The sequence below is a fragment of the Acetomicrobium hydrogeniformans ATCC BAA-1850 genome (assembly GCF_000160455.2).
GTDB classification, from domain to species: domain Bacteria; phylum Synergistota; class Synergistia; order Synergistales; family Acetomicrobiaceae; genus Acetomicrobium; species Acetomicrobium thermoterrenum.
In genome coordinates this window covers 1,162,997-1,189,193 of record NZ_ACJX03000001.1, presented here as the reverse complement: position 1 = coordinate 1,189,193, position 26,197 = coordinate 1,162,997, and the positions used below count along the sequence as shown (strand labels likewise).

Annotated in this window: 29 protein-coding genes and 1 riboswitch; of the genes, 17 read left to right on the top strand and 12 right to left on the bottom strand. The window is 48.0% G+C overall.

Features of this window, described 5'->3' with window-relative positions; all coding sequences use genetic code 11:
- Positions 1–23 precede the first annotated feature (23 nt).
- Positions 24–2,102 carry a patatin-like phospholipase family protein gene (locus tag HMPREF1705_RS05730; RefSeq protein ID WP_009201749.1) on the bottom strand — a complete coding sequence of 693 codons (2,079 nt, stop codon included), beginning with the start codon at positions 2,100–2,102 and terminating at the stop codon, positions 24–26.
- A 103-nt stretch (positions 2,103–2,205) separates the two neighbouring features.
- On the opposite strand from HMPREF1705_RS05730, the gene HMPREF1705_RS05725 reads away from it, so the two are divergent.
- Both HMPREF1705_RS05725 and cuyB read left to right on the top strand, forming a co-directional pair.
- Positions 2,206–2,940 carry an SDR family NAD(P)-dependent oxidoreductase gene (locus HMPREF1705_RS05725; RefSeq protein ID WP_009201750.1) on the top strand — a complete coding sequence of 245 codons (735 nt, stop codon included), beginning with the start codon at positions 2,206–2,208 and terminating at the stop codon, positions 2,938–2,940.
- A gap of 59 nt (positions 2,941–2,999) precedes the next feature.
- A complete protein-coding gene (gene cuyB / locus HMPREF1705_RS05720) occupies positions 3,000–3,752 on the top strand; it encodes a cysteate racemase (protein ID WP_009201751.1) in 753 nt (250 codons plus the stop codon).
- Here cuyB and HMPREF1705_RS05715 read toward each other — a convergent pair.
- Positions 3,749–4,786 (bottom strand): hypothetical protein, encoded by a 1,038-nt coding sequence (locus tag HMPREF1705_RS05715; protein WP_111089572.1) that lies wholly within the window; start codon positions 4,784–4,786, stop codon positions 3,749–3,751. The genes cuyB and HMPREF1705_RS05715 overlap by 4 nt on opposite strands.
- A 142-nt stretch (positions 4,787–4,928) precedes the next feature.
- Here HMPREF1705_RS05715 and HMPREF1705_RS05710 point away from each other — a divergent pair, with 142 nt between their 5' ends.
- Positions 4,929–5,462 carry a chromate transporter gene (locus HMPREF1705_RS05710; protein WP_009201753.1) on the top strand — a complete coding sequence of 178 codons (534 nt, stop codon included), beginning with the start codon at positions 4,929–4,931 and terminating at the stop codon, positions 5,460–5,462.
- Positions 5,455–6,003, top strand: coding sequence for a chromate transporter (locus HMPREF1705_RS05705; protein ID WP_009201754.1), 549 nt, complete (start codon positions 5,455–5,457; stop codon positions 6,001–6,003). Before HMPREF1705_RS05710 ends, HMPREF1705_RS05705 begins: the two co-directional genes overlap by 8 nt.
- A 19-nt stretch (positions 6,004–6,022) precedes the next feature.
- On the opposite strand, the gene HMPREF1705_RS11080 is transcribed toward HMPREF1705_RS05705, so the two are convergent.
- From HMPREF1705_RS11080 to HMPREF1705_RS05680, 7 genes are all read right to left on the bottom strand, one after another.
- Positions 6,023–6,319 (bottom strand): chemotaxis protein CheX, encoded by a 297-nt coding sequence (locus HMPREF1705_RS11080; RefSeq protein ID WP_009201755.1) that lies wholly within the window; start codon positions 6,317–6,319, stop codon positions 6,023–6,025.
- Positions 6,309–6,503, bottom strand: a complete 195-nt coding sequence (locus HMPREF1705_RS11075) for a hypothetical protein (protein ID WP_009201756.1) — start codon at positions 6,501–6,503, stop codon at positions 6,309–6,311. The genes HMPREF1705_RS11080 and HMPREF1705_RS11075 overlap by 11 nt, the downstream gene beginning before the upstream one ends.
- The gene (locus tag HMPREF1705_RS05695) at positions 6,493–6,954 is read right to left on the bottom strand and encodes a RuvC family protein (protein ID WP_242603546.1); all 462 of its coding nucleotides are present in this window, start codon (positions 6,952–6,954) and stop codon (positions 6,493–6,495) included. The genes HMPREF1705_RS11075 and HMPREF1705_RS05695 overlap by 11 nt, the downstream gene beginning before the upstream one ends.
- A gap of 11 nt (positions 6,955–6,965) precedes the next feature.
- On the bottom strand, positions 6,966–7,844 hold the full coding sequence (locus HMPREF1705_RS05690) for a lysophospholipid acyltransferase family protein (protein WP_009201758.1): 879 nt from the start codon (positions 7,842–7,844) through the stop codon (positions 6,966–6,968).
- A 145-nt stretch (positions 7,845–7,989) separates the two neighbouring features.
- Complete coding sequence (locus HMPREF1705_RS11140; RefSeq protein ID WP_009201759.1) at positions 7,990–8,112, bottom strand: hypothetical protein; 123 nt, start codon at positions 8,110–8,112, stop codon at positions 7,990–7,992.
- A 127-nt stretch (positions 8,113–8,239) separates the two neighbouring features.
- Positions 8,240–8,791, bottom strand: a complete 552-nt coding sequence (locus HMPREF1705_RS05685) for a hypothetical protein (RefSeq protein ID WP_009201760.1) — start codon at positions 8,789–8,791, stop codon at positions 8,240–8,242.
- Positions 8,792–8,804: 13 nt separating this feature from the next.
- Positions 8,805–10,811 (bottom strand): FAD-dependent oxidoreductase, encoded by a 2,007-nt coding sequence (locus HMPREF1705_RS05680; protein WP_009201761.1) that lies wholly within the window; start codon positions 10,809–10,811, stop codon positions 8,805–8,807.
- Positions 10,812–11,045: 234 nt separating this feature from the next.
- On the opposite strand from HMPREF1705_RS05680, the gene HMPREF1705_RS05675 reads away from it, so the two are divergent.
- The 13 genes from HMPREF1705_RS05675 to HMPREF1705_RS05615 all read left to right on the top strand — a co-directional run bounded on the left by HMPREF1705_RS05675 (position 11,046) and on the right by HMPREF1705_RS05615 (position 22,311).
- The gene (locus HMPREF1705_RS05675) at positions 11,046–12,236 is read left to right on the top strand and encodes a coenzyme F420-0:L-glutamate ligase (protein ID WP_009201762.1); all 1,191 of its coding nucleotides are present in this window, start codon (positions 11,046–11,048) and stop codon (positions 12,234–12,236) included.
- A gap of 120 nt (positions 12,237–12,356) precedes the next feature.
- The gene (gene modA, locus HMPREF1705_RS05670; protein WP_009201763.1) at positions 12,357–13,118 is read left to right on the top strand and encodes a molybdate ABC transporter substrate-binding protein; all 762 of its coding nucleotides are present in this window, start codon (positions 12,357–12,359) and stop codon (positions 13,116–13,118) included.
- Complete coding sequence (gene modB / locus HMPREF1705_RS05665) at positions 13,115–13,744, top strand: molybdate ABC transporter permease subunit (RefSeq protein ID WP_057940789.1); 630 nt, start codon at positions 13,115–13,117, stop codon at positions 13,742–13,744. Before modA ends, modB begins: the two co-directional genes overlap by 4 nt.
- Positions 13,741–14,835, top strand: coding sequence for an ABC transporter ATP-binding protein (locus HMPREF1705_RS05660; protein WP_009201765.1), 1,095 nt, complete (start codon positions 13,741–13,743; stop codon positions 14,833–14,835). Before modB ends, HMPREF1705_RS05660 begins: the two co-directional genes overlap by 4 nt.
- Before the next feature lie 72 nt (positions 14,836–14,907).
- Positions 14,908–15,018: riboswitch (TPP riboswitch) on the top strand.
- 66 nt (positions 15,019–15,084) lie between these two features.
- On the top strand, positions 15,085–15,828 hold the full coding sequence (locus tag HMPREF1705_RS05655) for an ABC transporter ATP-binding protein (protein WP_057940788.1): 744 nt from the start codon (positions 15,085–15,087) through the stop codon (positions 15,826–15,828).
- Positions 15,821–16,564 carry an ABC transporter permease gene (locus HMPREF1705_RS05650; RefSeq protein ID WP_057940787.1) on the top strand — a complete coding sequence of 248 codons (744 nt, stop codon included), beginning with the start codon at positions 15,821–15,823 and terminating at the stop codon, positions 16,562–16,564. Before HMPREF1705_RS05655 ends, HMPREF1705_RS05650 begins: the two co-directional genes overlap by 8 nt.
- Before the next feature lie 70 nt (positions 16,565–16,634).
- A complete protein-coding gene (locus HMPREF1705_RS05645) occupies positions 16,635–17,561 on the top strand; it encodes an ABC transporter substrate-binding protein (RefSeq protein ID WP_057940786.1) in 927 nt (308 codons plus the stop codon).
- A gap of 30 nt (positions 17,562–17,591) precedes the next feature.
- Positions 17,592–18,104, top strand: a complete 513-nt coding sequence (gene thiW, locus HMPREF1705_RS05640) for an energy coupling factor transporter S component ThiW (protein WP_057940785.1) — start codon at positions 17,592–17,594, stop codon at positions 18,102–18,104.
- A 42-nt stretch (positions 18,105–18,146) separates the two neighbouring features.
- Positions 18,147–18,776, top strand: a complete 630-nt coding sequence (locus tag HMPREF1705_RS05635; RefSeq protein ID WP_242603545.1) for a MotA/TolQ/ExbB proton channel family protein — start codon at positions 18,147–18,149, stop codon at positions 18,774–18,776.
- Entirely contained in the window at positions 18,769–19,656 is an 888-nt protein-coding gene (locus tag HMPREF1705_RS05630) for an ABC transporter substrate-binding protein (RefSeq protein ID WP_057940784.1), read from the top strand. Before HMPREF1705_RS05635 ends, HMPREF1705_RS05630 begins: the two co-directional genes overlap by 8 nt.
- Entirely contained in the window at positions 19,653–20,048 is a 396-nt protein-coding gene (locus tag HMPREF1705_RS05625) for an ExbD/TolR family protein (RefSeq protein WP_057940783.1), read from the top strand. The genes HMPREF1705_RS05630 and HMPREF1705_RS05625 overlap by 4 nt, the downstream gene beginning before the upstream one ends.
- Positions 20,048–20,839 carry an energy transducer TonB gene (locus HMPREF1705_RS05620; RefSeq protein ID WP_165588961.1) on the top strand — a complete coding sequence of 264 codons (792 nt, stop codon included), beginning with the start codon at positions 20,048–20,050 and terminating at the stop codon, positions 20,837–20,839. Before HMPREF1705_RS05625 ends, HMPREF1705_RS05620 begins: the two co-directional genes overlap by 1 nt.
- Positions 20,840–21,027: 188 nt before the next feature.
- The gene (locus tag HMPREF1705_RS05615) at positions 21,028–22,311 is read left to right on the top strand and encodes a dicarboxylate/amino acid:cation symporter (RefSeq protein ID WP_057940781.1); all 1,284 of its coding nucleotides are present in this window, start codon (positions 21,028–21,030) and stop codon (positions 22,309–22,311) included.
- A 50-nt stretch (positions 22,312–22,361) separates the two neighbouring features.
- Here the strand turns inward: HMPREF1705_RS05615 and pssA are convergent, their stop codons facing one another.
- Genes pssA through gyrA form a run of 3 tightly spaced genes read right to left on the bottom strand, consistent with a single transcriptional unit; the run spans position 22,362 to position 26,182 of the window.
- Positions 22,362–23,078 (bottom strand): CDP-diacylglycerol--serine O-phosphatidyltransferase, encoded by a 717-nt coding sequence (gene pssA / locus HMPREF1705_RS05610; protein ID WP_057941013.1) that lies wholly within the window; start codon positions 23,076–23,078, stop codon positions 22,362–22,364.
- A 7-nt stretch (positions 23,079–23,085) separates the two neighbouring features.
- Positions 23,086–23,742 carry a phosphatidylserine decarboxylase gene (locus HMPREF1705_RS05605; RefSeq protein WP_009201776.1) on the bottom strand — a complete coding sequence of 219 codons (657 nt, stop codon included), beginning with the start codon at positions 23,740–23,742 and terminating at the stop codon, positions 23,086–23,088.
- 1 nt (position 23,743) lies between these two features.
- On the bottom strand, positions 23,744–26,182 hold the full coding sequence (gyrA, locus tag HMPREF1705_RS05600; RefSeq protein ID WP_057940780.1) for a DNA gyrase subunit A: 2,439 nt from the start codon (positions 26,180–26,182) through the stop codon (positions 23,744–23,746).
- Between the last annotated feature and the right edge of the window lie 15 nt (positions 26,183–26,197).

Here is a 26,197-nt window from a genome sequence, read left to right as displayed (position 1 = left end):
TCAAAACCTCTACATGGGCGAAATTACGGCATAACCGGTTCAAAGGAAAGGGGCGGCATCCCCACAGAAAAGCCAAAAGTCCAATCGCTACGATCATCATATAAAGCAAATACGTTCAAGTCAATAAGCCTGTTGGGAATATTAAGCCTTATCCCAACTTCCCAAATATCATCAAAGCTATTCCAATCGTCATCCATGGCGTAACCTACAGCGCCGAAGAATTCGGGTTCAAACCTTGCAAACCAGCCTCTTATCAGGGCGCTTTTTAGGCCTACTCTGGCCCAGGCCGTGTTATCCGCCATAACAGGATGTCCGTAACGACTTAGCAGTTCTCCGTGACCTCCAAGGTAAGATGCCCAAGCAGGAGTGCTCGCATCCCCTTTCTCCAAACCTCCGGAAAAATTCAGGCTCAACTTATCCCCAACGGAAAAAGAAGAATAAAAGTCCAAATGCCCAAGCAACGTTTCTCCTTCAGGATACCATAGCACTCCTTTGGCTTCAAAATATCCCTTTGACTTATCTGTTGATTTATTCTTATAAAAAAGTTTGACCATTGGGCCCCAATGATGATCGCTTCCATCACCATCTATGTAATCGAAGGCGAACCCTCCGCTAAAGGGCAGTAAGTCTTCGTCGACCTTGCTGAATCCCAAATACAAAAAAGACCTCTTCCAATCTACTTTTCCACTGTTTTCAGGAGAAATCTCCCAATCTTGAAAAGCCAGATCCGATTCGAAACGCCACGCCCCTCCCTCTTTCCCCATATAGCTAGCCCTCGCAAGAGTGTTCTCACCCAACCATAATTTCAAGTTTGCCTCATCGCCTATGTCCAGTACATCTCTTCCCGTATATTCGAGGCTAACCCACCTGTTGTAGGGGGACAGGTTTGTGCTGTAGCCATAGAATTTATATTCTTTAGGAGGTTTCCTTTGTACCACGAACTCGACGGTGACCTCTTCGTCATCTTCTAAAAGTTTGTAGTCGGCTGATGCCACACGATCATGCCTCAAAAGTTCCAAAAGGGCTTTATTAACTAGTGCCATATTCAGCGGCCTGCCTATCCACCATCTCTTTTCGGCAATAAAGGGTTTTTCTATATCGGGCAATCCGGTCAAGATCACGTTTTTGACGACGGGCCTTTCGGCTGAGGTGTAAGTTTCATCGACTTTATTGGCCACAAGCAGCTTTATATTCTCTATCTCTTGAGCGGCGGCAACTGCGCCGCGCTCGATTATTCGAGACGCATTGGAGAAGTTCATCAAAGATATATCGTCTACGGAGGGTCTTATCACAAAATCCGAGTATTGCAGGTCCTCTTGGACATTTTTTGCCGTCACTATGCCGACCGTTTGGCCTAACACGTCCACTATCGAACGTATCTCCTCTTTGGTCACCAACTTTCCTGTGACATCTACAGCTACCACTGGATAATCGGGAAAAAGCTCTTTTGCCACTCTAACGGGCAAATTTGCCACCATACCGCCGTCGATGAGGAGCTTGCCCTCGTAAGGCCACGGGGAAAATATACCCGGCAGGGCCATCGATGCCCTCATCGCAGAAGCGAGATTTCCCTTGGTTATTACAACCATGTCTCCGGTTTCAAGGTCCGTGGCGACAGCTGCGAAGGGTATTGGCAATTTCATGAAATCGTAGGTTTCCGCTTTAGCCGTATATTTCAACATCTCCTCGTAAAGACCCTTGCCTTCCATGAGCCCCTTTCTTCCAACAATTCGCCCTTCCTTATCGTAACCAATTCTGATTATCGACTTACTCTGAGACGATGGCGTTTTGCCGTCCCTTGAATCGGAGAACAATTCGTATATGTCCAATTCCTGAAAAATATTTGCCAGTTCGTCTCCATCGTATCCCGCGGCTGCTAAACCTCCAATTATCGCTCCCATGCTCGTTCCCACAATTCCGACTATTTGCACTCCCTCGTCTTGCAGGACTTTGATAACACCTATATGGGCCAATCCCTTAGCTCCCCCTCCCGAGAGGGCCAAGACAACTCCCTCATCAGCTGAAGCGTCAGATTGGATACAGAATAACATCACAGATAGCAAAAAGATCATCAACGGCCTGGCTTTATTTTTTATGAACATAATGTTAACCTCCAGGAAAAGTAGATTTTCTGTATTATTATAACTTTATGGTGCAACTAATACCCTATAAACACAAAAACCACAGAGTGAAGGGGGAGTTAAGATGGATTTAAAAGACAAGGTTGCCTTGGTCACTGGTGGAAGCAGGGGTATAGGCAAAGCAATTTGCATGGATCTGGCAGCCCATGGAGCACATATTGCTTTAACATACAACGCAAAGGAAGAACTGGCCCTGGAGACCGTCAGAGAAATCGAAAAAACGGGAAGAAAGGCACGTCATTACAGAGCAAATCTCTACGACAGGGCAGAAATAAGCGCTGTCGTTCAGCAAATCGTCGAGGACTTCGATACTATCAACATACTTGTAAACAATGCAGGTATAATAGGGGAAAACACGATACTACTGGAAATCGGCGAGGAAGAGTGGGACAGGGTGTTGAACTTGAACTTGAAAGGCGTATTTTTGCTCACTCAATGCGTGTTACCTTATATGATCGGCAACAGGATGGGTAAAATAGTTAATATAAGCAGCCTGGCGGGGAAAAACGGAGGGACCATGGGCGTCCATTATGCAGCGAGCAAGGCGGGGCTGATCGGCATGACCTTTCATCTGGCGAGAGAATTAATCGAACACAATATCGAGGTCAACGCCGTAGCGCCAGGGCCTGTGGATACAGACCTTTTGACGCCCGAAGATAAATCCCGATTGGCCGCCCTTTCTCCAAACGGCAGATTGGCCTATCCAGAGGAAATTGCCCATGGGGTAAGGTTTTTGATAGAAAATGATTACGTAAACGGCGAAGTGTTGGACATCAATGCAGGCAGATATATGGACTAATAAAAGCAAGATCATGTGGGAAAATATCAAAGATATCGAATCCCACTGTTGGTCATGAGTTGGATGAAAAAAATAAAAAACACAAAGGAGACCTGACCATAGCCATGTTTCCCAAAAAGACTCTAGGAGTATTAGGCGGTATGGGACCTCTTGCCTCCGCGGAATTCATGACGCTGCTGGCCAAATTGGCCCCTGCCGAATGCGATCAGGAACACCCAAAGGTAATTTTGCTTTCTTGGCCACAAATACCGGACAGGACCAAAGCCATATTGAGGGGAGGAGAAGATCCTTCGCCCTACTTGCTCGAAGGATTGCGCAAGCTTGCCTCCTGGGGCGCTGACCTGTTGGCCATCCCCTGCAATACAGCCCATTATTTTATAGATAAAATGGAGGCTGATTTGCCGAAACCGTTAATCCACATAGTGGAGGCAACTCTTGAAGAAACAAAAAGACGCACATCCGGTGGAGCATGGCTTCTCGCCACCTCCGGAACGATAAAGACGGAGCTTTACCAAAAACACGCCCCACGAATGGGAGTGCAGCTTTTGCTGCCCGAAAAAAGTTCGCAGGAACAAATCCAAAATTGTATCGAACTGGTAAAGAAAAACGATTTGCAAGGCGCGGGCTCTCTGTTAAAGGATATCCTGTCCTCGCTGAGCAGGGAAAGGGATCTCCCCTTTATTGCAGCCTGTACTGAGATTCCCCTGGCTTTCAAGGCAATAGGCAAAGAAAGCCTGATGATTTCCAGCCTCAATGCCCTTGCTTTAAAATGTATTTCCGTTATTTACGATCAAAAGAGTCTTTGCTCTTAGAAGGGCAAAAAAAGAAGGGCAACGAATAAAATGACCACGAATATCAAGGCAAGTATCAGGCGCAGATCTAAACCGACCTTCGCATGGGATTGCGGTGTCTTGACTTTAATGTCTCCCGGCGCAATGAATCTGAAATAATCCTCCCTATCGTCGTCTTCAAGTATGCCGTGAATTTCGTATTGGCCGTTCTTAAGCAATCGCACCATGAAGATCTGGCCTATAGCTTCGCTCTCATCTTTTGCGAGAAATATCACGTCTCCGGGACGAAGCTCCGATAATGGCGTCCCGTTAACAGCATCTATGACAGGGTCGATCTCCAAAAGAGACGCATTCTCATCTGAAGAAGCATCAACTGCATATGAACCCGTTTCGTCTACATTTTTGGTAACGCGATTTAAATACCTCGTTATCGCAGGATCCAGCGAGGTCAGGTTTACGCTCTTTTCCCTCAGCTCGGGCAAGGATAATTTGGCGATCTTGAAGGAAATGATGGGAATCGTCCTTCCTGTAGCTTCGCGAATCTTTTTCTCATATTCTATCAATTTTTCCTTGGGTAGAAAGCTTTCGCTCACCGAGGCATTTTCGTTGCTTTGCAAAAATACGTTATAGGCATCGCTAGCCACCTCCGGCCACACCTTTCGCAGTTGCTGACTCGCATGTTGTGCCGCTATGAATTCCGCTTCGTTAACGGAAGCAGGCAAAGTTCCCGCCCCTTTGGACAATATATTGGCCACTGTCGACCATTTTTCAAGGGTAATATCCTTTGCCGAATAGGGCAAGGCGGTTTGAGATGTCCATATCACCTGGCTGTCCGGTCCTACAATCGCTGCTGCCAAAATAGTGATTTGATTGCTAAAGGACATCGATGTCCATATAGCCATATAGTCTTTGCATTCCTTCATCAAGTATACGAACAAAGTCCGCGGATCCTCTTCGCCCACCTCCTGGAGGTATCTATCGATCAGCTCCTCTATTTCTTCTTCTTTAAGGCCTAACATATAGGCCAACAGCCCCTTGACATACCATTCGGTCATTTTCATCTTCTCCGTTATTTGAAATATTTAAGCATAAAGCCTTTGCCTAACAGTTCAATTGTTATTAAGATTAGACCAAATACATCGTATTTGGCAACGATAAAGGATCCTTAACTTATAAATTTATAAAGGCGGCTCTGTCATGATTAAAGACATTTTCTTTCTCTTCCTGAAGTTAAGTTTGCTTGCCCTAGGGGGAGGTTTCGTTTTCATAGGCTTTATAGAGCTGGAGATAAAAAAGAAATCCTGGGATTCGCTGTGCGACATCCCTTCCCTTATTGCCGTCAGCACATCCCTCCCCGGACCAATAATAACGAACCTATCATACTTGATAGGCAAAAGCTTAAAGGGCAGCATCGGAGGACTGACGGCAATATTGGGGGCGATACTACCACCTTTCCTGATAATCTATTTTCTGGCCCCCCTATTAATGAATCAAGGAGCTTCGAATTACTTTGTGGCAACCTTTTTGCGGGGAGGGATAATAGGCGTAATGGTCTTCGTCCTTTTAACCGCTTCCCGATGGATCTACTCTGTCTACAAGATGGGTGCAGTTAGCTTTATAAGCTACATCCTCATGACCGCCCTAATGCTCATGGGGATTCACCCCCTTTTTGCTTTAAGCATCGGGTTTATCGTAAATATATCATGGGGAGGGAAAAGGGACATTGAATGAACTGTTACTTCTTGCTCTGGCCTTTGGCAGGATTTCCTTGGGCAGTTTTGCCGGAGGATTGGCTTCCATCGCATTGATATATCACGAAGTAGTAATACACTACCACTGGCTCTCTCCCGAGGAATTCGAACAAATGATAAGTTTGGCACAGATGTCACCCGGCCCAATCGCAGTCAACGCAGCAACTTATATCGGAAAAAGACTTGCCGGCCTGCCGGGAGCTGCAGTTGCAACGGCTTTCATGGTTGGAACGCCCATTATTTTGCTTTTAACAATAACTTACACTATTAAATTCTTTTCCATCAGCACAAAAGCCAAACATAAAATAACTCAATCCCTGCGTCCGGGAGTTGCAGCCCTTCTTACAGCGAGCGCCCTGCGGCTCTTATCGTCATCCCTAGGGGAACCGATATATATACTATTGACACCGCTGGCTCTGTTCTTGCTGCTTAAGTCAAAGGCAAAGGACCAACCCTCTCTGGCAATCATACTTTGCGGTGCATTGGCGGTCGCGACGGCATTAGCTGCCAGAGCGTTATGAAATGTCTAAAATAAAGAGCCTAGCTTATAGCAAGGACCATATACAAAGTGCCTCCATCTTTCAACCTGAAGGGCAGAGTAAAATATCTGGTCGAATCTCCTGCTGACGGAATGGATCTTATACGCTCTCCCACCAACAGCTGCGGCGGGGTCAAATCTACGCTTCCCATCTCATTTAGCTTTATAAATGCTTGCCCGCTTGCCATGTTCGCCAGCTCCCCCAGCACACTCATGGACAGCGCATCGCCCAGCTTTGGCGTTATAGCTCCGCCTGACATGGCAGACACTATTTCGTTAAAGCTTGCCTCATCTACCATAATTGCTACGGTGCCCCTTGGATGCAACAAACCCAACCAAGGCGGCTGCCCTGCTTCCCGAAACGCTCACTTCGGAGGTGATAGCAGCTTTATCGAGGGTTATGTCTACGCCCATACTTTTGCATACCGATACCAGAGCCCCGGCAAATCCGTTGACGACTACCGAAAAAAATTTAGGATCCATGCGTTACCCCTCCATCGACGATCTTCTTCTCCATCCACCTTCTGGTCAGCGCCCAGGCAGCCAGGTCATCTATGTCCCTTCCGGGGACTAAAAGCGACAAAGGCCAAAGCCTGCGAAAACCCTTGGGCGGATGGATTCTGTAATACATCTTTCTGGCTTGCAACGTTGAGAAGGATTCATCTACAACTTTGTATTCGATTTTCCTTCTGCGCAACCCGCGCTCTAGCTCCTCCGAAGTAGTGCCGCCGCCCAACAACACCAACTCCACGTTTTTGTCGACGAGCAGTGACGTATCCCCCTCGCACCCGTAGGGAGCTAATTCAACCCAATTGCCTTCAGACAAGGCAATCAAAAAGCTTTCAAATAATTTTTTGGAGATAATTCCCGAATAAAGCAGCTCGCCGTTTTCGTCTACAAAGGCAAAGCCAATTTTATCCCTTCCTGGATCCAAGCCGAGGTACATCACCTGTCACCCAAAGTAGAGGCCCATCGGGGATACAGCCAAAGCCACTGTTCGGGATGCCTTGAAATCCATTCGGACAGGATATCGTTGCACAATCGAACGTTTTCTTCAATAGGTCTGTCGTAAAAATCTTTTACCCTTTCCTCCAAAGAGGGCAAAAAGTAAAGGTCGTGATGAATGTTATCCTTCCTTCGTACTATAAACAGGGGAACTATTGGCGATCGCATCTTCATGGCAAGCTTTACGGGCCCGTAGGGAGTGCTTGCCGGTTGTCCTAAAAAGGGAGCGATTATTCCCTTGTCCTTTGCGTCTTGATCGAGCAAAACACCCAAGATATTTCCTTCCTGAAGGCACCTTATGGCACCCCTCAGGTCGAAACCCTTACCAATAGTCTCGACACCACAGGAGGCCCTGATATCGGTTATCAACTTAGTGATACGAGCATCCCGCTGTTCGGCTCCTATAGCCCTCATTGGATAATCCTTAATCCCCAGATAGGCCGCTGCGAGCTCCCAATTGCCCAAATGTGCTGTGAGCAATATCACTCCCCTGCCGCAAGCCAGGGCATCGTTAAGATTTTCTATGTCATGGGCAGAAACTATTTCGTCTATTTTTTTGCCTATCTTCGCCAAATTCAGAAATTCTACGACGCTTCTGCCCAAATTTATATACGATTTTGCGACGACCTCTCTGGCAACTTCGAGGCTACAGCCCAAAAATTTTGAACACCTGATAATGGCCTTTGAGGATTTGTCCTTATTTAAGCTGAAGACCATGCGCCCCAAGCTGCCGCCCAAAGACAGGGCTGCAGAATGGGGCAACAGGTGTGATTGCATGCTCAAATACTGTATGCCTAACCATATAAGCTCTTGAGTCATGAAAATTTAATCACCATCCATAGTTATGTTGTCCGTGACATGTATGAATTATCTCAAAACGTGTCCTTCGGCATATCGGTATTTTCACAAAGGAGTGACTTGAAAGCTTCCGTAGACATACTGAAAAGTATAACCTAAAAACTTCCTAATTGTTCAAAATTTCCTGCAAAACATCCAGGGCTTTTCCAAAATCGACGGTATAGACTTCCCTTATGTCCCTAGGCACTGAAACAGGCCCGGGCACCAAACCAATGGGATAGGTTTTCATTTCTTGCACTCCTAACTTAGTAAAATTTTCTATATATCATTGAACCTTCTCACTTAATTGGCTATATCCTCTTTTGAACATTTTTATGCGAATCTGGACTAGAAATTCAAAACCGTAAAAGGAGGGCCTAGGCCCTCCTTTTACGGTTTATACTCTCGTACAGTACATTCAAGGAAATATTTTTCCTTCTCGCCCGCTCTAAATCCCAATTCAATAAAATAGCCTTAAAAAAATCCCTTTCTTTAAATATATAAGACCTCTTCCTCTCACGAACCGCCCTGTAAAAATGATGCAACAAAACGGCCTTGGGATCTTCTATCCGATCCGTAGGAAAAGGGCCTCGAAAGGCTAACCCCGAGGCCCTTTTAACGGCATCATCATCCGCCAAAAGCCAGGCTTCAATTTTCCGCCTAGCGGGAACGAAGATTAACCCCGGACTTTCCGATTCCAATATGAGGTTTTCATCCTTATCGTCTGCTTCGTCGTATATGGCTATCACGAAGTATCCCTTGGCATTCAAGATTCGCGCATGACGATCCGCTTCCTTCAGAAGCCTGTTGACTCCCCCAAGTTGTCTTACCTTTGTTATTACACGGTCCGGGACAAGCTGTCTAACGATGCTTTTTACGACCAGAACGTCATTTGCGCCTTCGCACAAAAAAGCCAGCTTTTCCGACATAGATCCTTCGCCGTTAAATGCTTTTCGCCACCTCGAAGGCATCCCATATGGTGAACATGAAGTTACGCACCTTCATGGCATCTCCGATCAAATATGTATTGGGAAATTCCTTGCGCACCGAATCGTATAAGCCCTTCTCTTCCCTGAGACCAATGGCTATGACTATTGTATCTGCCTTCACCTCTTTACGCCTAAAGCTCTTATCCGTTAAGATCACTCCTTCGGGAGTCACTTCGCTAACGATAGCTCCCGTTATGCTCTTTACTTTGTAAAAATCCAACAAGTCGAGTAACATCATCTTATTTGCGTGACATTGCGGCACGCCTGCTGACATCAGTTCATCGAGCATCTCGACTATTGTTACGGATTTACCCTGCTGAGCCAGCCACAGAGCCGTCTCGCAACCGACCAGGCCTCCGCCGACTACGAGAATATCTTGACCTGCCTTGCCTCTGCCGAGCAGCAGCTCTTCTGCTTTTATGACGTTATTCTTCTCTAAGCCGGGCACATCTAAATCCTTCGGCACAGATCCGGTAGCCACAATTACGACGTCAGGATTGTCCTTTTTTAACTGCTCTAAGGTGATTTCAGTATTAAGTTTGACCTTTACACCTGCATTAGCAAGTTCCGCCTCATACCACTCCAACAATCTAACTTCGTCCTTTTTGAATTCAGGTACCGAAGCCTCGAGCAGGTGTCCTCCCAGTCGACTGCCCTTCTCGTAAAGAGTCACATCGTGTCCCCGCAAAGCGGCAACCCTTGCAGCCTCCATGCCTGCCAGGCCTCCCCCAATAACGCAAATCTTTTTCGGCTCTTGAGCAGGAGTAAGAATCATCTCTCTTTCTCTTCCGCAGGCAGGATTAACGGCGCACGAAAGTGGTTTGCCCTCAAATATCCTGCCCAGACAGCCATCTTGACATCCCAAGCAGGGCCTGATCCTTTCTTCCTGGCCTGACTTTACCTTGTTTGGCCACTCGGGATCCGCGAGCAACCCTCTTCCCAAGACGATCACATCGGCAGTTTTTTCTTCCAAAGCTTGAGCGGCAAGGTCAGGCAGCTCCATCCTGCCGGCCATGAGCACGGGAACGCTTATCACCTTTTTTAGCTCTCGAATCAGGTCTATGTAACAGCCGTGTTTCATATAGTTCGGCGGATGGGCCCAGTACCAGGCTTCGTACGAACCTGCATCGGCATTAAAGCCGTCGTAACCTGCTTCTTCCAGTATCTTGGCTGCTATGAGGCCTTCCTTTAAGTCCCTTCCTCTTTCCTCGAACTGCTCTCCGGGCAAACCTCCCTTATTCCATCCCTTTATGTAGCTTTTTACGCTAAACCTAAGGATGACCGGAAAGGTCTTGCCCACCTTGGACTTAATGGCCTTAATTATCTCGATGGGAAACGTAAGCCTTCCTTCCAGGTCTCCGCCGTATTTGTCGGTCCTCCTATTGAAGAAGCTCATGGTGAACTGATCCAGAAGGTAGCCTTCATGCATGGCGTGTATCTCGATGCCATCGAAGCCGCAAGCCACGGCGATCTCTGCTGCTTCTGCAAACCTCTCGACCAGGCGTTCCACTTCCTCGGTCTTAAGCTCCCTGCATGTTACGTTGGGTTCCCAGTAGTTTGGAATGGCCGAAGGAGCTACCGGTTGACAGTCGAGCATGATTGGATGAGCATTATGGCCCAGACCGGCCGTAACTTGGACGAATATCTTCGATCCGTAGGCATGAACTCTTTCCGTAAGTTCCGAAGCCCTAGTGATGAAATGAAGCGGATTTAACGTTATACACGGAAAGGTAGGCATTTTCAGCTTTTCTATCTCGTTTTCGACCTTAACTGCTCCCGTTATGATAAGCCCGGTACCGCCACGAGCCCGTTCGACGTAGTATTCGACGGCTCTGTCTGCAAAACAGCCATCCTCAGTAACCATGCCAATGATTCCCATGGGAGCCATGGCAATTCTATTTGGTATTACCACACTTCCTATTCTGATGGGCTCAAACAGCTTTTCTTGACCCTTCTGCATTTTCGAGACACCTCCTTATTTATGTCAATCTCCTCATGCGCTAGCTGTAATATATTATATCATGCCCTGAAAGCCGCGTTATTTATACGCCATGGTATATTAACCATCACTTTGGGCTTAAAATAACAAAGAGGCCGACTGCTTTGGTAAGATATCGATAAAAACAAATTTATGTTATATTATCGAACGGTCGCAAAGAAACCCACACAAAGCGCGAGGGGGGCGTAATTTAACATGGCACGTAGAGTTGGCACGATAGCTAGAGGGATCAGGGCACCCTTGGCCAAAGCTGGAGATGACGTGATCTCGTTAGTGATAGATTCCATAAAGAGGGCGTGCAAAGATGAGGGCTTTTCGCTGCGAAGCAGGGATGTCATAGGCATTACCGAATCATTAGTCGCCAGAACGCAGGGAAACTATGCCTCTATATACCACATAGCTGCCGACATTTCACAAAAGACATCTGCTGAGGAAATAGCAGTTCTTTTTCCCATAATAAGTCGGAACAGGTTCTCTTTAATCCTAAAAGGCATTGCTTTGACCGGAAAAACTATACATCTTTTTTTAAATTATCCCAACGACGAGGTTGGCAATCCCGTAATGGACAGGGACGTCCTTTACGATCAAGACATAAATCCCTACATCGATTTATTAGACGAAAAAGACTATCGAACCATACCAGGGCTCGCCATTGTTCATCCCTTTACAGGAGTAGATTACGTAGAGCTTTACAAAAGCCTGGCCCCTAAAGGCAAAGTGAATATATATTTTTCAAACGATCCAAAGGTGGCTTTGAACTACTCAAGCGAAATCTTGGTCGCAAACATCCATGAAAGATCTTGGACGAAAAAAATCCTTTCCAAAGCCGGCGCCAAGAGGGTTCTCGGATTGGACGATCTGCTTACCGAACCCGTGAACGGGAGCGGCTATAACCCCGAGTATGGCTTGCTCGGATCTAACATGGCCTCTGAAGACAAGGTCAAACTTTTTCCACGAAACTGCCAGGAAATCTGCGAGAAAATACAGTCCAGGCTTAAAAACATCTTTGGCGTAGAAGTGGAAGTAATGATTTACGGCGATGGAGCTTTCAAGGACCCCAAGACCGGCATATGGGAGCTTGCCGATCCCGTGGTCTCTCCCGGCTTCACCAAAGGCCTAACGGGAACACCTAAAGAGATCAAATTAAAATATGTAATCGACAAAGAGCTGGAGGGAAGTAGAAGCGCCCTCGAAGAATCCGTCAAAGAGCGTATTCTTAAGAAGAAAGAGCTTGACATAGATACAAACGAGACTTTGGGCACCACTCCCCGCATGTACACCGATCTTCTCGGAAGCTTGTGCGACCTGACCAGCGGAAGCGGAGACAAGGGAACGCCCATAGTGTTAGTGCAGGGATACTTCGACGATTATACGGCCGAATGGTAATACAATTTTGCAACAATGTTGCGTTTTTTTAGAAGATATCTATACTTGACATGGATGCATCCCTAATCGCATGGCTAGATCAACCCGGGCATCCTAATATATTCCGTGGGAGGTATTTCCATGTCGCAAAGAATCAGACAATTGCTTGCAATCGTGATCGGAGCAACCCTTATTCTGTCCTTTAATGCCGTCAATGCCGCTCCGGCCGCCCAAGAAGACATAGTAGCCGTTGCCTCGAGCATTCATGAGTGTATCAAGGAGTTGGCGTCCGAATTCGAATCCGAAAAGATAGGAAGGGCCCCTAAAATAGTTGCCGGCGCCTCGGGCAAGCTCGCGTCTCAAATAATGGCAGGGGCTCCTTTTGGCTTATATCTATCCGCGAGTCCGGAATGGACTGAAAAGCTTCGAAAAGAAGGCTTTTTGTTCGATGTATTTCCCATGGCTTTATCTCCCCTTGTGGCATGGTGGGCGAAGGACGAGCCTATTTCTACCGAAGCTTTCAAGGAAAAGGATGTCCGCTTATCCATCGCCGACACTAAAGCTGCGCCCTTCGGCAAAGCCGCTGCACATTATCTGCAATCTCAGGGCATTTACGATGAGCTGTTAGAGGAAAAAAGACTTGTGATAATGGGCAATGTCGAACAGGCTGCCCTGGCCGTCAAAAGCGGAGGAGCAGATATAGGGATGTTCTCCTTATCGATCGCAAAAAAGCTGAACAATGGAAGATATACCGTGCTCCCCGTGGAACCGTTGCAAAACAGCGGTGGCCTGGTCAAGGGAAGATATTCGGAGAACCTCAAGGCCTTCTGGGAATACATAAGATCCGAAAGGGCCAACGAAACATGGATCAAATGGGGTTTTGAGCCAGTGCAAGGGAAATGATTCCGTCTCTTTTCGTAAGCTTAAAGGTATTAGCGGCCGACATTCCCCTGCTACTTTTTTTAGGAACATCGATCGGCTGGATATTGGCAAAAAAGAACTTCAGGGGGAAGAACTTGGTTTACAACCTCATTATATTGCCGATCGCTCTTCCTCCTTCCGTTGTAGGTTTATACCTTCTCATGGCGCTGGGACATATCCCGTATCTGAAAGAGGCAAATATACTTTTTTCCTTTACCGCTGCCGTCATAGCTCCTCTTTTTCCCGCCCTTCCCATAATGATACAGGCCGCTAAATCGGGTTTCAGCTCTGTAGACGAAAAGCTGGAAGCGGCAGCCCGCACTCTTGGCGACAGCGAATTCGAGGTGTTTCGGAGGGTGACCTTCCCCCTGGCTAAACCTTACATCATCGGAGGACTTGCCCTATCCTCTATGAGAGCCCTTGGGGAATTCGGCGTAACCTTAATGATAGCGGGGAACATACCCGGCAGAACCCAGACTTTGCCGCTTTTCATATACAGCAGCGTCGAATCCATGAGTTTTTTTGAGGCAAATATTGCTGCCATCTTGCTGACGGCATTGGGAATTGCCAGCCTATTAATTGTAAAGAGGGTGGGAGGTAAGGCGTGAAAGATTGTTTAGAGGCTACATTCTCCAAAAGATTAGGCAATTTTAGTCTTGACGTTTCACTCAGACTCAAAGAGGAGATAGGAGTGCTCTTCGGCCCCAGTGGTGCCGGGAAGAGCCAAACCCTGAAAATACTGGCAGGCATAGTAAAGCCCGACAATGGGCGCATAAACCTCATGGATCGCCTTTTATACGACTCTTCCTCTTCCGTCTTTATAAGGGCGGCAAAGAGAAAGATCGGGCTGGTATTTCAGGAGCTTGCCCTATTTCCCCATCTGACGGTCTTGGAAAATGTCGCATATGGCCTAAAGGGGCCGAATAGGTGGCGCTTGGCAAAAAGTTGGCTAGATGCCATGAGGCTCGAAGGGTTTTACGACAGAATGCCCGATCAACTATCCGGCGGACAGAGGCAACGCGTTGCGCTGGCAAGGGCCTTGGCGCCAAAACCTGATCTTTTGCTCTTAGACGAACCCTTCAGCGCCCTCGAAGGACCGTTGCGTCGGGCGCTGAGAAGAGAGCTGAAAAAGCTTTTCGAAAGGGTCAAAACTCCAATTCTATACGTGACCCACGACATCGAGGACGTCTGCTCTCTGGCGAACAGGGTCTTTATCATGCGCGATGGATCGATAATGGCCGACCTCGAGGCAAGCAAGCTCTGGGACCCTTTAATTCAAGCTAACATTTGGCATTCCCTGGGATGGGGAACTTTAATACGAGGCGAAATAGCAATCGATGACGGCTATCACTGGTTCACATGGCAAAAGGGGAGGTTGAGGCTCTCGCCCTCCAAAGATTTGACCGCAGGTAGGGCGACGGTTTTCATCCCTCCCGACCAGATAAAACTCATTTACCCCAATCTTCCCGTGGATCATGAACTGCAACCTAACACACAGGAGGGAACGATAGTGGAGAAAATGGAGATAAACGGATCCGTCAGACTCTATATATTCGGAGCCGATGTAGAGTGGCATGCGGAGTACTCTAAAGATTCATACCTAACCCTAAACCTGCGGGAGGGACATCCCATATTATTCAGCATCAAACCGTCGAGCATAACGGTATTGACGGATGGGGAGTGTTGTTCTGCGAACTGATCGATAGCCCCTCGTTAAGTGCCTTAAGATGCATGGCCCTTCTCAAATGCAAAGTTTGTGATAGAATGAAAATACAAGTCCCGGGGGAGTCGGGTAACCGACTGAGAGGAAGCTTTTGACAGCTTCGACCCTTAGAACCTGATCCGGGTCATGCCGGCGGAGGGAAGGTAAGGAAATTTTGCAATATCAATTTAAAGTGCAGCCTTTCCCTGCATGCCGACTGATCCCAAAAGAGGAGGTCGGCAATTTTTGTTGAAGGTTTGCGGTATCACAAAGATCTATCCGAACCTGACGGTGTTCAGGAATATAAATTTTTCCACCGAACGCGGAAGCTTTGCCGTCTTTCTTGGCCCCTCAGGGTGCGGTAAAAGCACTCTATTCAGAGTCATAGCCGGGATAGAAAGAAAAGACAGCGGCCATATCGAATGGAAGGGCGAGAAGGTTAGCGATCTGAAGGACGAAACCGCTATGATGCTGCAAAAGGACCTGCTTTTGCCCTGGTCCACCCTTTTGGATAACGTCTTGATCCCTGCAAAAGTCCTGGGCAAAGACCTTCAAAGGGAACGCAATAAGGCCATCGACCTCCTGTCCCGTTTCGGCCTGTCGGGATTTGAAGATTACTTTCCCTATCAAGTCTCGGGGGGAATGCGCCAAAGGGCGGCACTGGTGAGAACTCTTCTCTTCGACAGAGAAATATTGCTCCTCGATGAGCCTCTATCTGCCCTGGATGCCCTCACCAGGAGGTTGCTGCAGAAAGAAATCCTTCGCATCCAGCTCGAGTTTGAAAAGACCGTCCTGATGATTACTCACGACATCAAAGAGGCCCTCTTCCTCGCCGACAGGATATTTTTGTTGTCTCATCTGCCCACAGGAATCATCAAAGAAATAGACATGAGAGATATGCCTAAACCCAGACAAAATCTGGGGCCAAAGTTGGCCGCTATGGAAGAAGAAATATTCTCCATACTGAGAGGTGAGCTGGTAGATGCATAGGAAGGATCCCTTTCTTTTGATGACCTCCATCTTGGTCATATGGGAACTTGTGGTACGCCTTCTCGACGTACCCAAATTCATACTTCCCCCTCCCTCAATCGTCCTACAGACAACTTTATTGCAGACTCCTCTTTTAGCCGGCCATGCCCTCGTAACAGCCCTGGAGATTTGCCTGGGCTTATGTTTAAGCCTTGCCATCTCACTGCCGCTTTCGATAATCATGTTCAAACATCCCTCCATAGATGCCGCCTTAACGCCATTCCTGGTCGCCTCTCAGGCGATCCCCGTGTTTGCCGTGGCACCTCTTTTGGTCGTTTGGTTCGGCTATGGTCTTTTGAGCAAAATAGTCATGGCAACAATAGTGATCTTTTTCCCCCTTACGGTCTCCACATATTCTGGCTTTAAACAGGTCGATTCCGATCTGGAGATCATCTTCGACCTCCTCGATGCCCCATTCCGAAAAAAGATGAGGCTTCTCTACTGGCCCGCTGCTCTGCCGTCCTTTTTTTCAGGACTTAAGGTTGCAGTGGCAGTGGCCACCATCGGAGCGGTTCTGGGAGAATGGGTGGGAGCTCAAAGGGGGTTAGGATATTTGATGATTCAAATGAACGCAAGGTTGCGGACCGATATGCTTTTCGCCGCACTGGTTTGGCTAAGTTTAATGGGCATGGGGCTTTGGCTGTTGGTCAGCAGATTGGAGAAACGCTTTCTCTTCTGGCTCAACAACAAGGAATGACTGATTCGAGACATAAGCTCCATTGGGTAACTGTAAATACATAATTATTCATGAATAGGAGGTTGTAAAAATGAAACGGATGTGTTTGACATTTTTGTTGATCCTGACTCTTGCGGTCCCGGCGATGGGAAAGGAAATTACCCTGATCCTGGACTGGTTTCCCAACGTGGACCACATTCCGCTATATGTCGCACAACAGAAAGGATATTTCGACGAAGAGGGCTTAGGGGTAAAGATAATACCCCCATCCGAAAGCGCCGATGCTCTCAAGCTTGCAGCAGCAGGCAGAGCGGAATTGGGCATAAGCTACGAACCGCAGGCATTGGTAGCTGCATCGGAGGGAATACCCCTGCTCGTCGTGGGCAGACTTATTGGCCATCCTCTTTCCACAGTATTGTATATCGAAGGACGCGGCATCGAAAAACCACAGGATTTGAATGGCAAACCGATGGGATATACTGTTGCCGGAATGGAGGACGTGTTGGCTAAGGCATTTTGCGAGCTCAATGAAGTGACAGATTACGACCTGGTGCACGTAGAATTTGCTATTGTGCCTTCCCTCGTATCGGGAAGAGTTGACTCAGTCATGGGCGGCTTTAGAAACTACGAAGTGGTGGAACTGGAATTAAAAGGATACAAACCCGGTTATTTTGCCCTGGAAGAACACGGCTTTCCCGATTATGACGAATTGGTCGTCGTTGCCAACCCCACTTTCGCAAAGAAAAATCCGGAAGCTATAAGATCCATCAGAAAAGCCCTTTCAAGAGCAACTGAATACACCTTAAAAAATCCGAAGGAGGCACTTGCGGTATACTTGAAGGCCGTCCCGGAATCCGATGAGAAGCTCGAAAAGCTGGCCTTCGAGAAGACACTGCCCTTCTATGCTGAAAGCCAAATTTTGGATGCGGAACGCTGGAGGACCTTTGCCGACTTTGCGCATAAAGTCGGCCTCATCGAGCGCCCCGTAGATGTGGAGCCTCTCCTGTGGAAGGATTAAAGATTCTGGAGAAGAAAGCAGGAATGTAAAATGACAAAGACCGCGCTAAGAAATCTAATTTTAGCGGCCTTGTTCGCCGCAATGGCCGTTCTCCTTTCGGGATTGAGCATTCCCGTCGGTCCGACACGCTGTTTCCCCTTTCAGCATGCCATAAATGCCATAGCGGGAGTGCTTCTCGGCCCCTGGTGGGCAGGAGGCGCAGCGTTGACTACGAGCATAATACGAAACGCTTTGGGTACGGGGACCCTTTTTGCCTTTCCTGGGAGCATACCCGGCGCTTTGGTAGTTGGCATAACGGCAAAGGTCTTCAAGGACAAGAAACTGTACGCAGCTTTAACAGAGCCCGTCGGTACCGGCATCATCGGAGCGATTTTAAGCGTCTACATCTTAGCCCCATCGATCGGCAAAGAAGCTACTTTATGGTTAGTGATGCCGGCTTTTCTCTTAAGCAGCGTTCCGGGTTCACTGTTGGGCTTCGCTCTCCTCGTCGCTTTGGACAGGACGAGATGGTTTCAAAAAAACATTGGCAAAACGCTTACGTAATGCTAACCTTCTCTATATACGAGAACGCAGAGGTGGTAATCTTTGGAATTCATCGACGTCATAAAGATGGGCGGTCCCAGCATGTACGCCATCCTGGCAGTCTCTATCGTCGGGCTTGCCGTGGTATTGGAACGGATTTGGTTTTACGCCAAGTCTTGGACGAACCCTGAATTACTAGAACGCAAATTGAGAGAACTTCTCTACAAGGGAGATGCCGAGGCAGCTGCTTCTTTGGTACGCGAAAAGGAGAGCTCCTTGCATCGTCTTTTTAGGGCAGCTATAGATCACTGGCTGGCGCCGCCAGAGGCATTGAAGATGTTGCTGGAACAAGAGGTTCGCCATGAGCTTTACAGATGGGAAAAGGGATTAACCCTTCTTTCCACGGTGGCCAGAGTAACGCCTTTATTGGGGCTTTTAGGCACCGTGCTGGGAATTGTCGACGTCTTCCGCTCCGTCGCCGAATCGGAGGGCCCCACCAATATGGCCCTGCTTGCCTCAGGCATATGGGAAGCCCTGCTGACAACCGTCGCGGGCCTTGCGGTAGCGATACCTGCCGTCTTGTGCTATTCCTGGTTTTCCTCCAAAATCGATGCTCTCGAGGAGTCCCTTTGGAGGGGATCCGATTTCATTTTGCGGGAAAAGATGTTAAGAGGAAGGACAGAACATGATTGACGTCAAAAAAATTTCGTTTTTTTTGTTCTTCCTGTGTATCTTATCAATACAGACATTGACTCCTCATGCAGAGGCTGACGCAAAGGAGGGCTACAAAAGGATAGTCTCCCTCTCTCCCAGTATAACGGAGTCGCTTTATGCACTGGATTATTTCGATCGCGTGGTAGGGGTTACGGATTACGACACCTATCCCCCGGAGGTATCGTTCATAAACAGCGTCGGAGGCAGCGTCGACCCTTCCCTCGAGAAGATCCTCTACCTCAAGCCGGACCTGGTCATAGGAGAGAGGAATTTTCACCACGATTTGCTGGAACACATTGAAAGCTTTGGAATAGATACCCTGGAACTCACACTACACCACAGACTGGATGACGTAAAAGAGGCATTTTTCGAGATAGCAAAAAAGGTAGGGAGGACCGATAGGGCTGAAGAAGTGTGGAAGGACATCGAAAGGGGATTAACGGACAAAAGACGCCATACGACAAATAACTTGCAAAAAGAGGCATCGATGTTGGTGGTCGTATGGCACGATCCTCTTATTGTCGCCGGCGGGTGGAGCTACATAGGAGACATCATGAAAGCTATAGGCATAAAAAATGCTGCCGAAAGCAAAGAATATTCCTTCCCCGCCATAAGCAGGGAGGAGCTTCTTTCCTACGATCCCGATGTTATATTTCTGGTCAGATCAAAAATAGGAATGTCCACGACTGTTGAAGACTTCATAAAAACCATAGAAGGCCTTCCGATAAAGGCAAAGGAAGGGGGCGTGGTCTCCCTGGAAGCCGAGGTCCTCCTTCATCCTGGACCCAGAGTGCTTGAAAGCGCGGACATTCTTTTAAAAGCCCTGAAGCTGGGCCTCCGGGAGGGAGAGCTTAAATGAGATCGAAAAGGAGATCTTCCCCGGAAATAGAACTAACGCCTTTGGTGGACGTGGTGTTTCAATTGATAATTTTTTTCGTCCTGACGGCAGCCTTCGTCCAGGGAAGCATTACTGTATCGCTACCTGAGGGCACTGGTCAGCCAGTGTCTCAGACGCCTCTTGTTATAAACGTCGATCAAAATGGAGAAATCTTTGTCAACGACGAAAAGGCAGAAATCCCGAAAGCGGTAGGCCTTGCAAGAGAGGTGGTAAGCAAAGGCAGACCGATCCTCCTTGCAGGGGACAAAAGGACGCCCTACGAAGCCATTGTCCGTGTATTGAACGCCCTCAAAGAAGGAGGAATCGACGAAATATCCCTTGCGGTGGGAGGAGGCGACAAGGGGACCCCATGATGGGCAATATCGGGAAATGGATAGGACCATTGACCTTAAGTTTCTTGATTCATTTGGCACTTTTCTGGCACCTGGAAATCCCAAAGCCTCAAGCTCTCCCACAAAGGACGGATAGTGTCATTGCCATCAGGCTTGCAAATGCGAATGAGGCCGAAAAGACCTCAAGGATTGCAGAGGATAAAGATCCTGGTCCAACAAAACCATCCTCGCCTGACAAGCCCTCAGAGACGAAGGACTACAAGGCAAAGGAAGACAAAGCAAAGGAAGACAAAGGGACTACAAACCTAACAAAGAAACCTGCGTCCAAGAAGCCTTTGGCTGAACAAGAAAAGAAAGCTCCGGCAAAGGAACGTGCTCCAGAGGATATCGACGTAAAGGCCACAGACTCGACGGCATCGCCTGCAGAGGTGGCAAAGCCCCTCCCAAGGGAAAGTGACGGCAGCAATTCTCAACCTTCGCCACTTCAAGAAGGCCTTAAAGGCCAACCCGAAATCCCTTCAACTTTTTCCGACAAGCCCCAACAACCTATTGCAGTAGCCAGCGAACTTGACATCCTTCGAAGCGTCAAACCCATCTATCCTCTTATATCCAGAAGACGAGGAGAAGAGGGAACTGTCATCGTATATGTGCGACTTTCTTCCGACGGCAAGGTAGAGGAAGCCAGGATACATCGTTCCAGCGGTTTTGATTTGCTCGATGAAAGCGCCCTAAAGGCCGTCAAACAGTGGATATTTAAATCTTTGGAAGAAAAAGAGGTTCTAGTGCCGGTCGTTTTCAAGTTAAATCCCTAAGTGCCGGACAAATCGATCAAACTGTTCCTCATTCATAGATTATTAAAATAGTTTTTATTTTAAATCAATAACCGCTAATTTTTTCGATAAAAAGAAATTTTTATCGAAATGTAACAGCAAGATCAGGCAACATGAAGTATAATTAAAACAATCCATAAAATCCACATCAATAGAGGGAGGGTGATCTTATGTCAGAGGGAGAAAAAAAGAGGGGCTTTATGGGTTGGTACTTTGGATCGAATTTGCTCATTCGAATATTGCTGGGACTCATATTCGGTGTAGCGGCGGGATTGCTTCTTAAGGACAAGATACTTTGGGTGCAACCTTTCGGGGATTTATTCATTAGACTCCTTAAAATGATAGTCGTTCCAGTAATACTCTTTAGCCTTATCGTCGGAACGGCGAGCATAAGCCCCTATCGCCTGGGCAGGGTAGGAATAAAAATAATCATCTATTATTTGATAACCACAGTCTTTGCCGTTGCCATAGGCTTGATCTTTGCAAACTTGTTTAAACCGGGTCTGGGGTTAGAGCTGGCGGGCGCGGAAGCGGGAGGATTTGAACTGAAAAGACCTTCCCTGGTGAATACTTTCTTGAATATAGTGCCGACAAATCCCGTCGAGGCCTTGTCCAAGGGAGATGTGTTACCCATAATCTTCTTCGCCCTGCTTTTTGGAATAGGCCTTTCCCTGTTACGGGAAAGCGAAAAGGAAGAGCTCAGAACATCGGCTAACATCGTATATAATTTCGCCAACGGAGCTGCAGAGGTAATGTACAAGATCGTAAGGGGGATAATGGAATACGCTCCCATTGGCGTGTTTGCTTTAGTAGCTGTAGTCCTGGCGAAGGAGGGCCCGAGGGTCATAGGACCCTTAGCGACGGCAGTGGGCGCGGAATATCTAGCTATTGTAGTCCACGTAGCGGTAGTTTACGGGCTAATACTCCGGTTTTTTGGATTGCGCCTCAGCAAGTTTCTGGCTCACGCAAAGGAAGCCATTATAACAGCCTTTGTAACGAGAAGCAGTAGCGGAACATTGCCGGTATCCATGGCCTGCGCTGAAAATATGGGCATATCCAAAGGCACCTACTCCTTTACGCTCCCCCTTGGAGCCACCATCAATATGGACGGTACGTCTATTTATCAGGGAGTTTGCGCTCTCTTTATAGCTTTTGCCGTTGGTCATCAATTGCCCCTTTCGGATCAGTTGATAGTAATAGTAACAGCCCTGCTTGCCTCCATAGGCACAGCCGGAGTGCCTGGTGCAGGTGCTATTATGCTGCTTTTGGTGTTAAATTCCGTAGGTTTGCCCGTAGAACCCGGAACGCCCGTAGCTGCTGCTTACGCAATGATATTAGGCGTTGACGCCATATTTGACATGGGAAGGACCTGTATTAACGTAACGGGAGACCTCGTTGGAACGAGCGTCGTCGCAAAAAGCGAAGGTGACCTGGATATATCTAAATGGTCTTAAGCTCAACAAATAATAAGAGGGAGAAAAGAATCTCCCTCTTATTTGTTTATTTATCGATGGTCCGTAACTTCGTCTCCCTTCAAAGAAAGCCACTTGCCCCAATCGATCCCTACAGGACCGCTGCAGACGTATATCAGCATGTAAGCCAAAGGAGACTTTTCCTTCAGCAATATCGAAAGGCTTATAAAACAACTAAGCAAAAACAGGAGCCTGAAAACATTTATGTTATCCCTGCTCAACTGCTTCAAGCTTGAGTAGGATATGTTCGAGATCATCAGGGCCCCGGTCCCCGTTGCTATTATTGCAGCCCCGAGGGAGGGCAAGATCACGCCCGAAATAACGAAGGAGGTCAAAAACAAACCCGCAGCAGGGATTGGAAGCCCCTGAAAGCTTCCGCTTGTATGTACCACATTAAATCTGGCTAACCGCAGTGCCCCGCACAATACGAAAAAGGCAGTTCCAAGGGCGCCCAGGATACCGCTTGACGGGTATAAATATGAGACATAAAAAATCAGGCCGGGCACAACTCCGAAGCTGACCACATCGGCCAAGCTGTCAAATTCCATCCCAAACGCGCTGTCTCCTCCCAACGACCTTGCCACCTTTCCGTCCATCAAATCGAAAAATGCGGCCATGAGGATCAACCAGACGGCCGGCATCAGGTGATCATGAAACACCAAAATCAATGACATGATGCCACATAAAATATTTCCGCTCGTGATCATGTTGGGAAACAATTTGCGCAGAGAGATGGGTTTTTTTAACATTCTCTTTCTATGAACTTTTCTGTTCAACGATATCACTCCCTTCATCCTCTAAAACCATGCCTATAACGCTGCTTCCGGCCTTGACCCTATCGCCAATCTTTACGATTGGCTTTACGCAAGGCGGAAGATAAACATCGACTTTTGAACCAAATTTTATCATGCCATAGGCTTGTCCCTTGGCCATGAATTGATCTACCTTCACTCTACACGCTATTCTCCTTGCCAGCAAGCCTGCAATCTGCACAAGCAAAACATTACCATGTTTTGTCTCGAGACCGGTATATAACCTTTCGTTGATCTCCGAGGACTTGGGAGCAAAGGCCACCAAATGTTTACCCTTCCGATATTTCAAAAATGATATCTTCCCTTCATAGGGAATGCGATTCACGTGCACGTCGGCCACCGTCATGAATATGCCTATCTTGGCAGAATTACCGACGAAGGGAATGTCAGTGCTTTCAACCTCTACGACCTTCCCATCCGCCGGACTTACAAAGGCTTGGGGGTCACTCGGAACGTCGACATGGGGCTCCCTGTAAAACCACGCTAAAAATAACGCACACAACCCCATGATACCTCCCAAGACAGGAGATATAAGCCAAGCACCGCAGGCCATAAAAACAGCTGCTGCGATCGGGACTATCCCCTCTGGAGCTATCTTCATGCTAGACTTCCTCCATGGCATCGTCTCGAACTATCGTAATATCTGCCACGCTATCGCCTTGGTCAAGCCTTACCAAAATGCTTCCCGTCGCCGTTCGAGAAAGCACAGGAACATTCCTAACCGCTATCCGCGTCACACGCCCTTTACTGGTAACTATCATGACCTCATCATCTTCAGTCACGCTCCAGGCGCCTACAAGCGATCCCGTGCGGCTCGACAGCCGCATAGCTCTCACGCCCGAGCCGCCTCGGTGATGCAGAGGAAATTCGTCGAAGGAAGTACGCTTGCCGACGCCCTTTTCGCTAATAAACAATATCGCCATTCCTTCCTGCAGGGGTTCGCATCCAACCAATACATCGCTTTCCGACAGCCGTATGGCGCGCACGCCCCTGGCCTGTCGACCCATTGGACGAAATTCCTGCTCGCTCGTCCTCAGTGCCTGACCCTTGGCAGAAACGAACAAAAGCTCATCTTCGCCGGATGTAAACCGTACCCTGGCTATAAAATCTCCGTCGTCCAAGGTAATGACCCGCCGGCCGGCACGGGTCAGGTTGGCCAATTCGCTAACATCGAGCCTCTTGGCAATTCCCCTCTCGGTCGCAAAGAATACGAACCTGGCTCCATGCATCGTGTCCTCTTTTATTGCCACAACGCGCTCATTTTCCTCCAGGGTAAAAAAGGAGCTCACATGTTTGCCTTTCCCGTTTTTCGGTTCGGGGAGCAAATATCCCTTTATGGCGAAGACACGCCCCTTGCTCGTGAAAAGGAATATGTCATGATGAGTTGTAGTGGCAGCGAACATCTCCACTTCATCATCTTTTTGTTTTAATCCTTTGATGCCTTTGCCGCCCCGTCCCTGCAGATGATAGTCTCCTAAAGAGGCGCGCCTTAAATAACCGTCCTTGCTCAAAACTACGACTATATCCTCCTCAGGTATCAGTTCGTCGTCTGCCACTTCGACTAATTCGTCTACAATTTCGGTCTTCCTGGCATCGCCGTATTGTCTCTTGAGCTCCGTCAGCTCCTCTTTGACTACAGAATCCAACACGCTGGGATTTTCAAGGATAGAGTGGTACATCTCTATATCCTTAAGAAGATGTCTCAACTCTTCTTCCAATTTGCTCCGTTCCAGGTTGGTAAGACGCTGCAATCTCATGTCGAGTATTGCCTGTGCCTGTAATTCCGTGAAGCCAAAATTATCCATGAGCCCTACCCTTGCTTCCTGAGCATCCTTGGATCTTTTGATAAGAGCAATAATCTCGTCTATCATATCCAGGGCCTTTACCAGTCCCTCCACTATATGGGCCCTTTCCTCCGCCTTCCTGAGGCGATAATTTGTCCTGCGACGAACGACATCTCTCCTGTGATCCAGAAATATTTTGAGAAGTTCTATTAATCCGAGCTCCCTCGGCACCCCATTCACAAGGGCCAGGTTAATGACGCCAAAGGTGGTTTGAAGAGGCGTTCTGCTGTAAAGCTGCTTCAAAACCAGATGGGGATCTGCATCTCTTTGAAGTTCTATGACGACCCTTATTCCGTCTCTGTCCGACTCATCTCTTAGGTCCGCTATCCCGGTCAGATGGCCCTCCTGTACGCCCCTTGCTATTATTTCGATCAGCGTGACTTTGTTGACCATATATGGGATCTCTGTCACTATAAGGCTCGTCTTTCCGCGCTTCATCTGCTCGATGGAGACTCTTCCGCGCAAGACGATCTTGCCCCTTCCCGTCCTGTAAGCGTTTATGATGCCTTCCCTTCCGGTTATCGTTCCCCCCGTCGGAAAATCAGGCCCCGGCATGACTTCAATTATGTCTCCGAGCTCGACGTCCTCTCCTCTGTCTATCAAAAGGCAGAGGGCATCCACCACTTCCGATAAATTATGGGGGGGGATGTTTGTAGCCATGCCTACGGCAATTCCCGAGCTGCCATTGACCAAAAGATTTGGAAGAAGCGACGGCAAGACGAGCGGTTCCTGTAAAGTTTCGTCGAAGTTCGGGCCCCAGTCTACCGTGTCTTCGTTTATGTCTCTCAGCATTTCTTCGCCCAGCGGAGAAAGCCTGGCTTCAGTATAACGCATAGCCGCGGGGGGATCGCCATCTATCGAACCGAAGTTGCCCTGTCCGTCCACCAGTGGATAGCGCATGGAAAAGTCTTGGGCCATTCTGACCATGGCATCGTATATGGCCGCGTCTCCATGGGGATGATATTTTCCCATGGTCTCTCCGACTATCCTGGCCGATTTTCTGTAGGGTTGGTTTGACCTCAAGCCCAATTCCATCATCGCGTAAAGTATCCTTCGCTGCACGGGTTTCAGGCCATCCTTCGCATCGGGCAAAGCCCTGCCCACGATTACGCTCATGGCATAATCGAGATAACTCAGCTTTATTTCTTCTTCTATCGGTAATCTAAGCACTTTACCTATATTGCTGCTTTCTGCCATTTCGATACCTCCAAC

Coding starts and splice junctions, on each gene's coding strand:
- HMPREF1705_RS05625 (WP_057940783.1), top strand. CDS start 19,653: ATGAGATCGAAAAGGAGATCTTCCCCGGAAATAGAACTAACGCCTTTG.
- gyrA (WP_057940780.1), bottom strand. CDS start 26,182: ATGGCAGAAAGCAGCAATATAGGTAAAGTGCTTAGATTACCGATAGAA.
- modA (WP_009201763.1), top strand. CDS start 12,357: ATGTCGCAAAGAATCAGACAATTGCTTGCAATCGTGATCGGAGCAACC.
- HMPREF1705_RS05650 (WP_057940787.1), top strand. CDS start 15,821: ATGCATAGGAAGGATCCCTTTCTTTTGATGACCTCCATCTTGGTCATA.
- HMPREF1705_RS05710 (WP_009201753.1), top strand. CDS start 4,929: ATGATTAAAGACATTTTCTTTCTCTTCCTGAAGTTAAGTTTGCTTGCC.
- HMPREF1705_RS05605 (WP_009201776.1), bottom strand. CDS start 23,742: ATGAAGATAGCTCCAGAGGGGATAGTCCCGATCGCAGCAGCTGTTTTT.
- HMPREF1705_RS05675 (WP_009201762.1), top strand. CDS start 11,046: ATGGCACGTAGAGTTGGCACGATAGCTAGAGGGATCAGGGCACCCTTG.
- HMPREF1705_RS11075 (WP_009201756.1), bottom strand. CDS start 6,503: ATGGATCCTAAATTTTTTTCGGTAGTCGTCAACGGATTTGCCGGGGCT.
- HMPREF1705_RS11080 (WP_009201755.1), bottom strand. CDS start 6,319: ATGGTAGATGAGGCAAGCTTTAACGAAATAGTGTCTGCCATGTCAGGC.
- HMPREF1705_RS05615 (WP_057940781.1), top strand. CDS start 21,028: ATGTCAGAGGGAGAAAAAAAGAGGGGCTTTATGGGTTGGTACTTTGGA.
- HMPREF1705_RS05730 (WP_009201749.1), bottom strand. CDS start 2,102: ATGTTCATAAAAAATAAAGCCAGGCCGTTGATGATCTTTTTGCTATCT.
- HMPREF1705_RS05620 (WP_165588961.1), top strand. CDS start 20,048: ATGGGCAATATCGGGAAATGGATAGGACCATTGACCTTAAGTTTCTTG.
- HMPREF1705_RS11140 (WP_009201759.1), bottom strand. CDS start 8,112: ATGAAAACCTATCCCATTGGTTTGGTGCCCGGGCCTGTTTCAGTGCCT.
- HMPREF1705_RS05680 (WP_009201761.1), bottom strand. CDS start 10,811: ATGCAGAAGGGTCAAGAAAAGCTGTTTGAGCCCATCAGAATAGGAAGT.
- HMPREF1705_RS05690 (WP_009201758.1), bottom strand. CDS start 7,844: ATGACTCAAGAGCTTATATGGTTAGGCATACAGTATTTGAGCATGCAA.
- thiW (WP_057940785.1), top strand. CDS start 17,592: ATGACAAAGACCGCGCTAAGAAATCTAATTTTAGCGGCCTTGTTCGCC.
- HMPREF1705_RS05645 (WP_057940786.1), top strand. CDS start 16,635: ATGAAACGGATGTGTTTGACATTTTTGTTGATCCTGACTCTTGCGGTC.
- HMPREF1705_RS05715 (WP_111089572.1), bottom strand. CDS start 4,786: ATGACCGAATGGTATGTCAAGGGGCTGTTGGCCTATATGTTAGGCCTT.
- HMPREF1705_RS05725 (WP_009201750.1), top strand. CDS start 2,206: ATGGATTTAAAAGACAAGGTTGCCTTGGTCACTGGTGGAAGCAGGGGT.
- HMPREF1705_RS05630 (WP_057940784.1), top strand. CDS start 18,769: ATGATTGACGTCAAAAAAATTTCGTTTTTTTTGTTCTTCCTGTGTATC.
- modB (WP_057940789.1), top strand. CDS start 13,115: ATGATTCCGTCTCTTTTCGTAAGCTTAAAGGTATTAGCGGCCGACATT.
- HMPREF1705_RS05685 (WP_009201760.1), bottom strand. CDS start 8,791: ATGTCGGAAAAGCTGGCTTTTTTGTGCGAAGGCGCAAATGACGTTCTG.
- pssA (WP_057941013.1), bottom strand. CDS start 23,078: ATGTTAAAAAAACCCATCTCTCTGCGCAAATTGTTTCCCAACATGATC.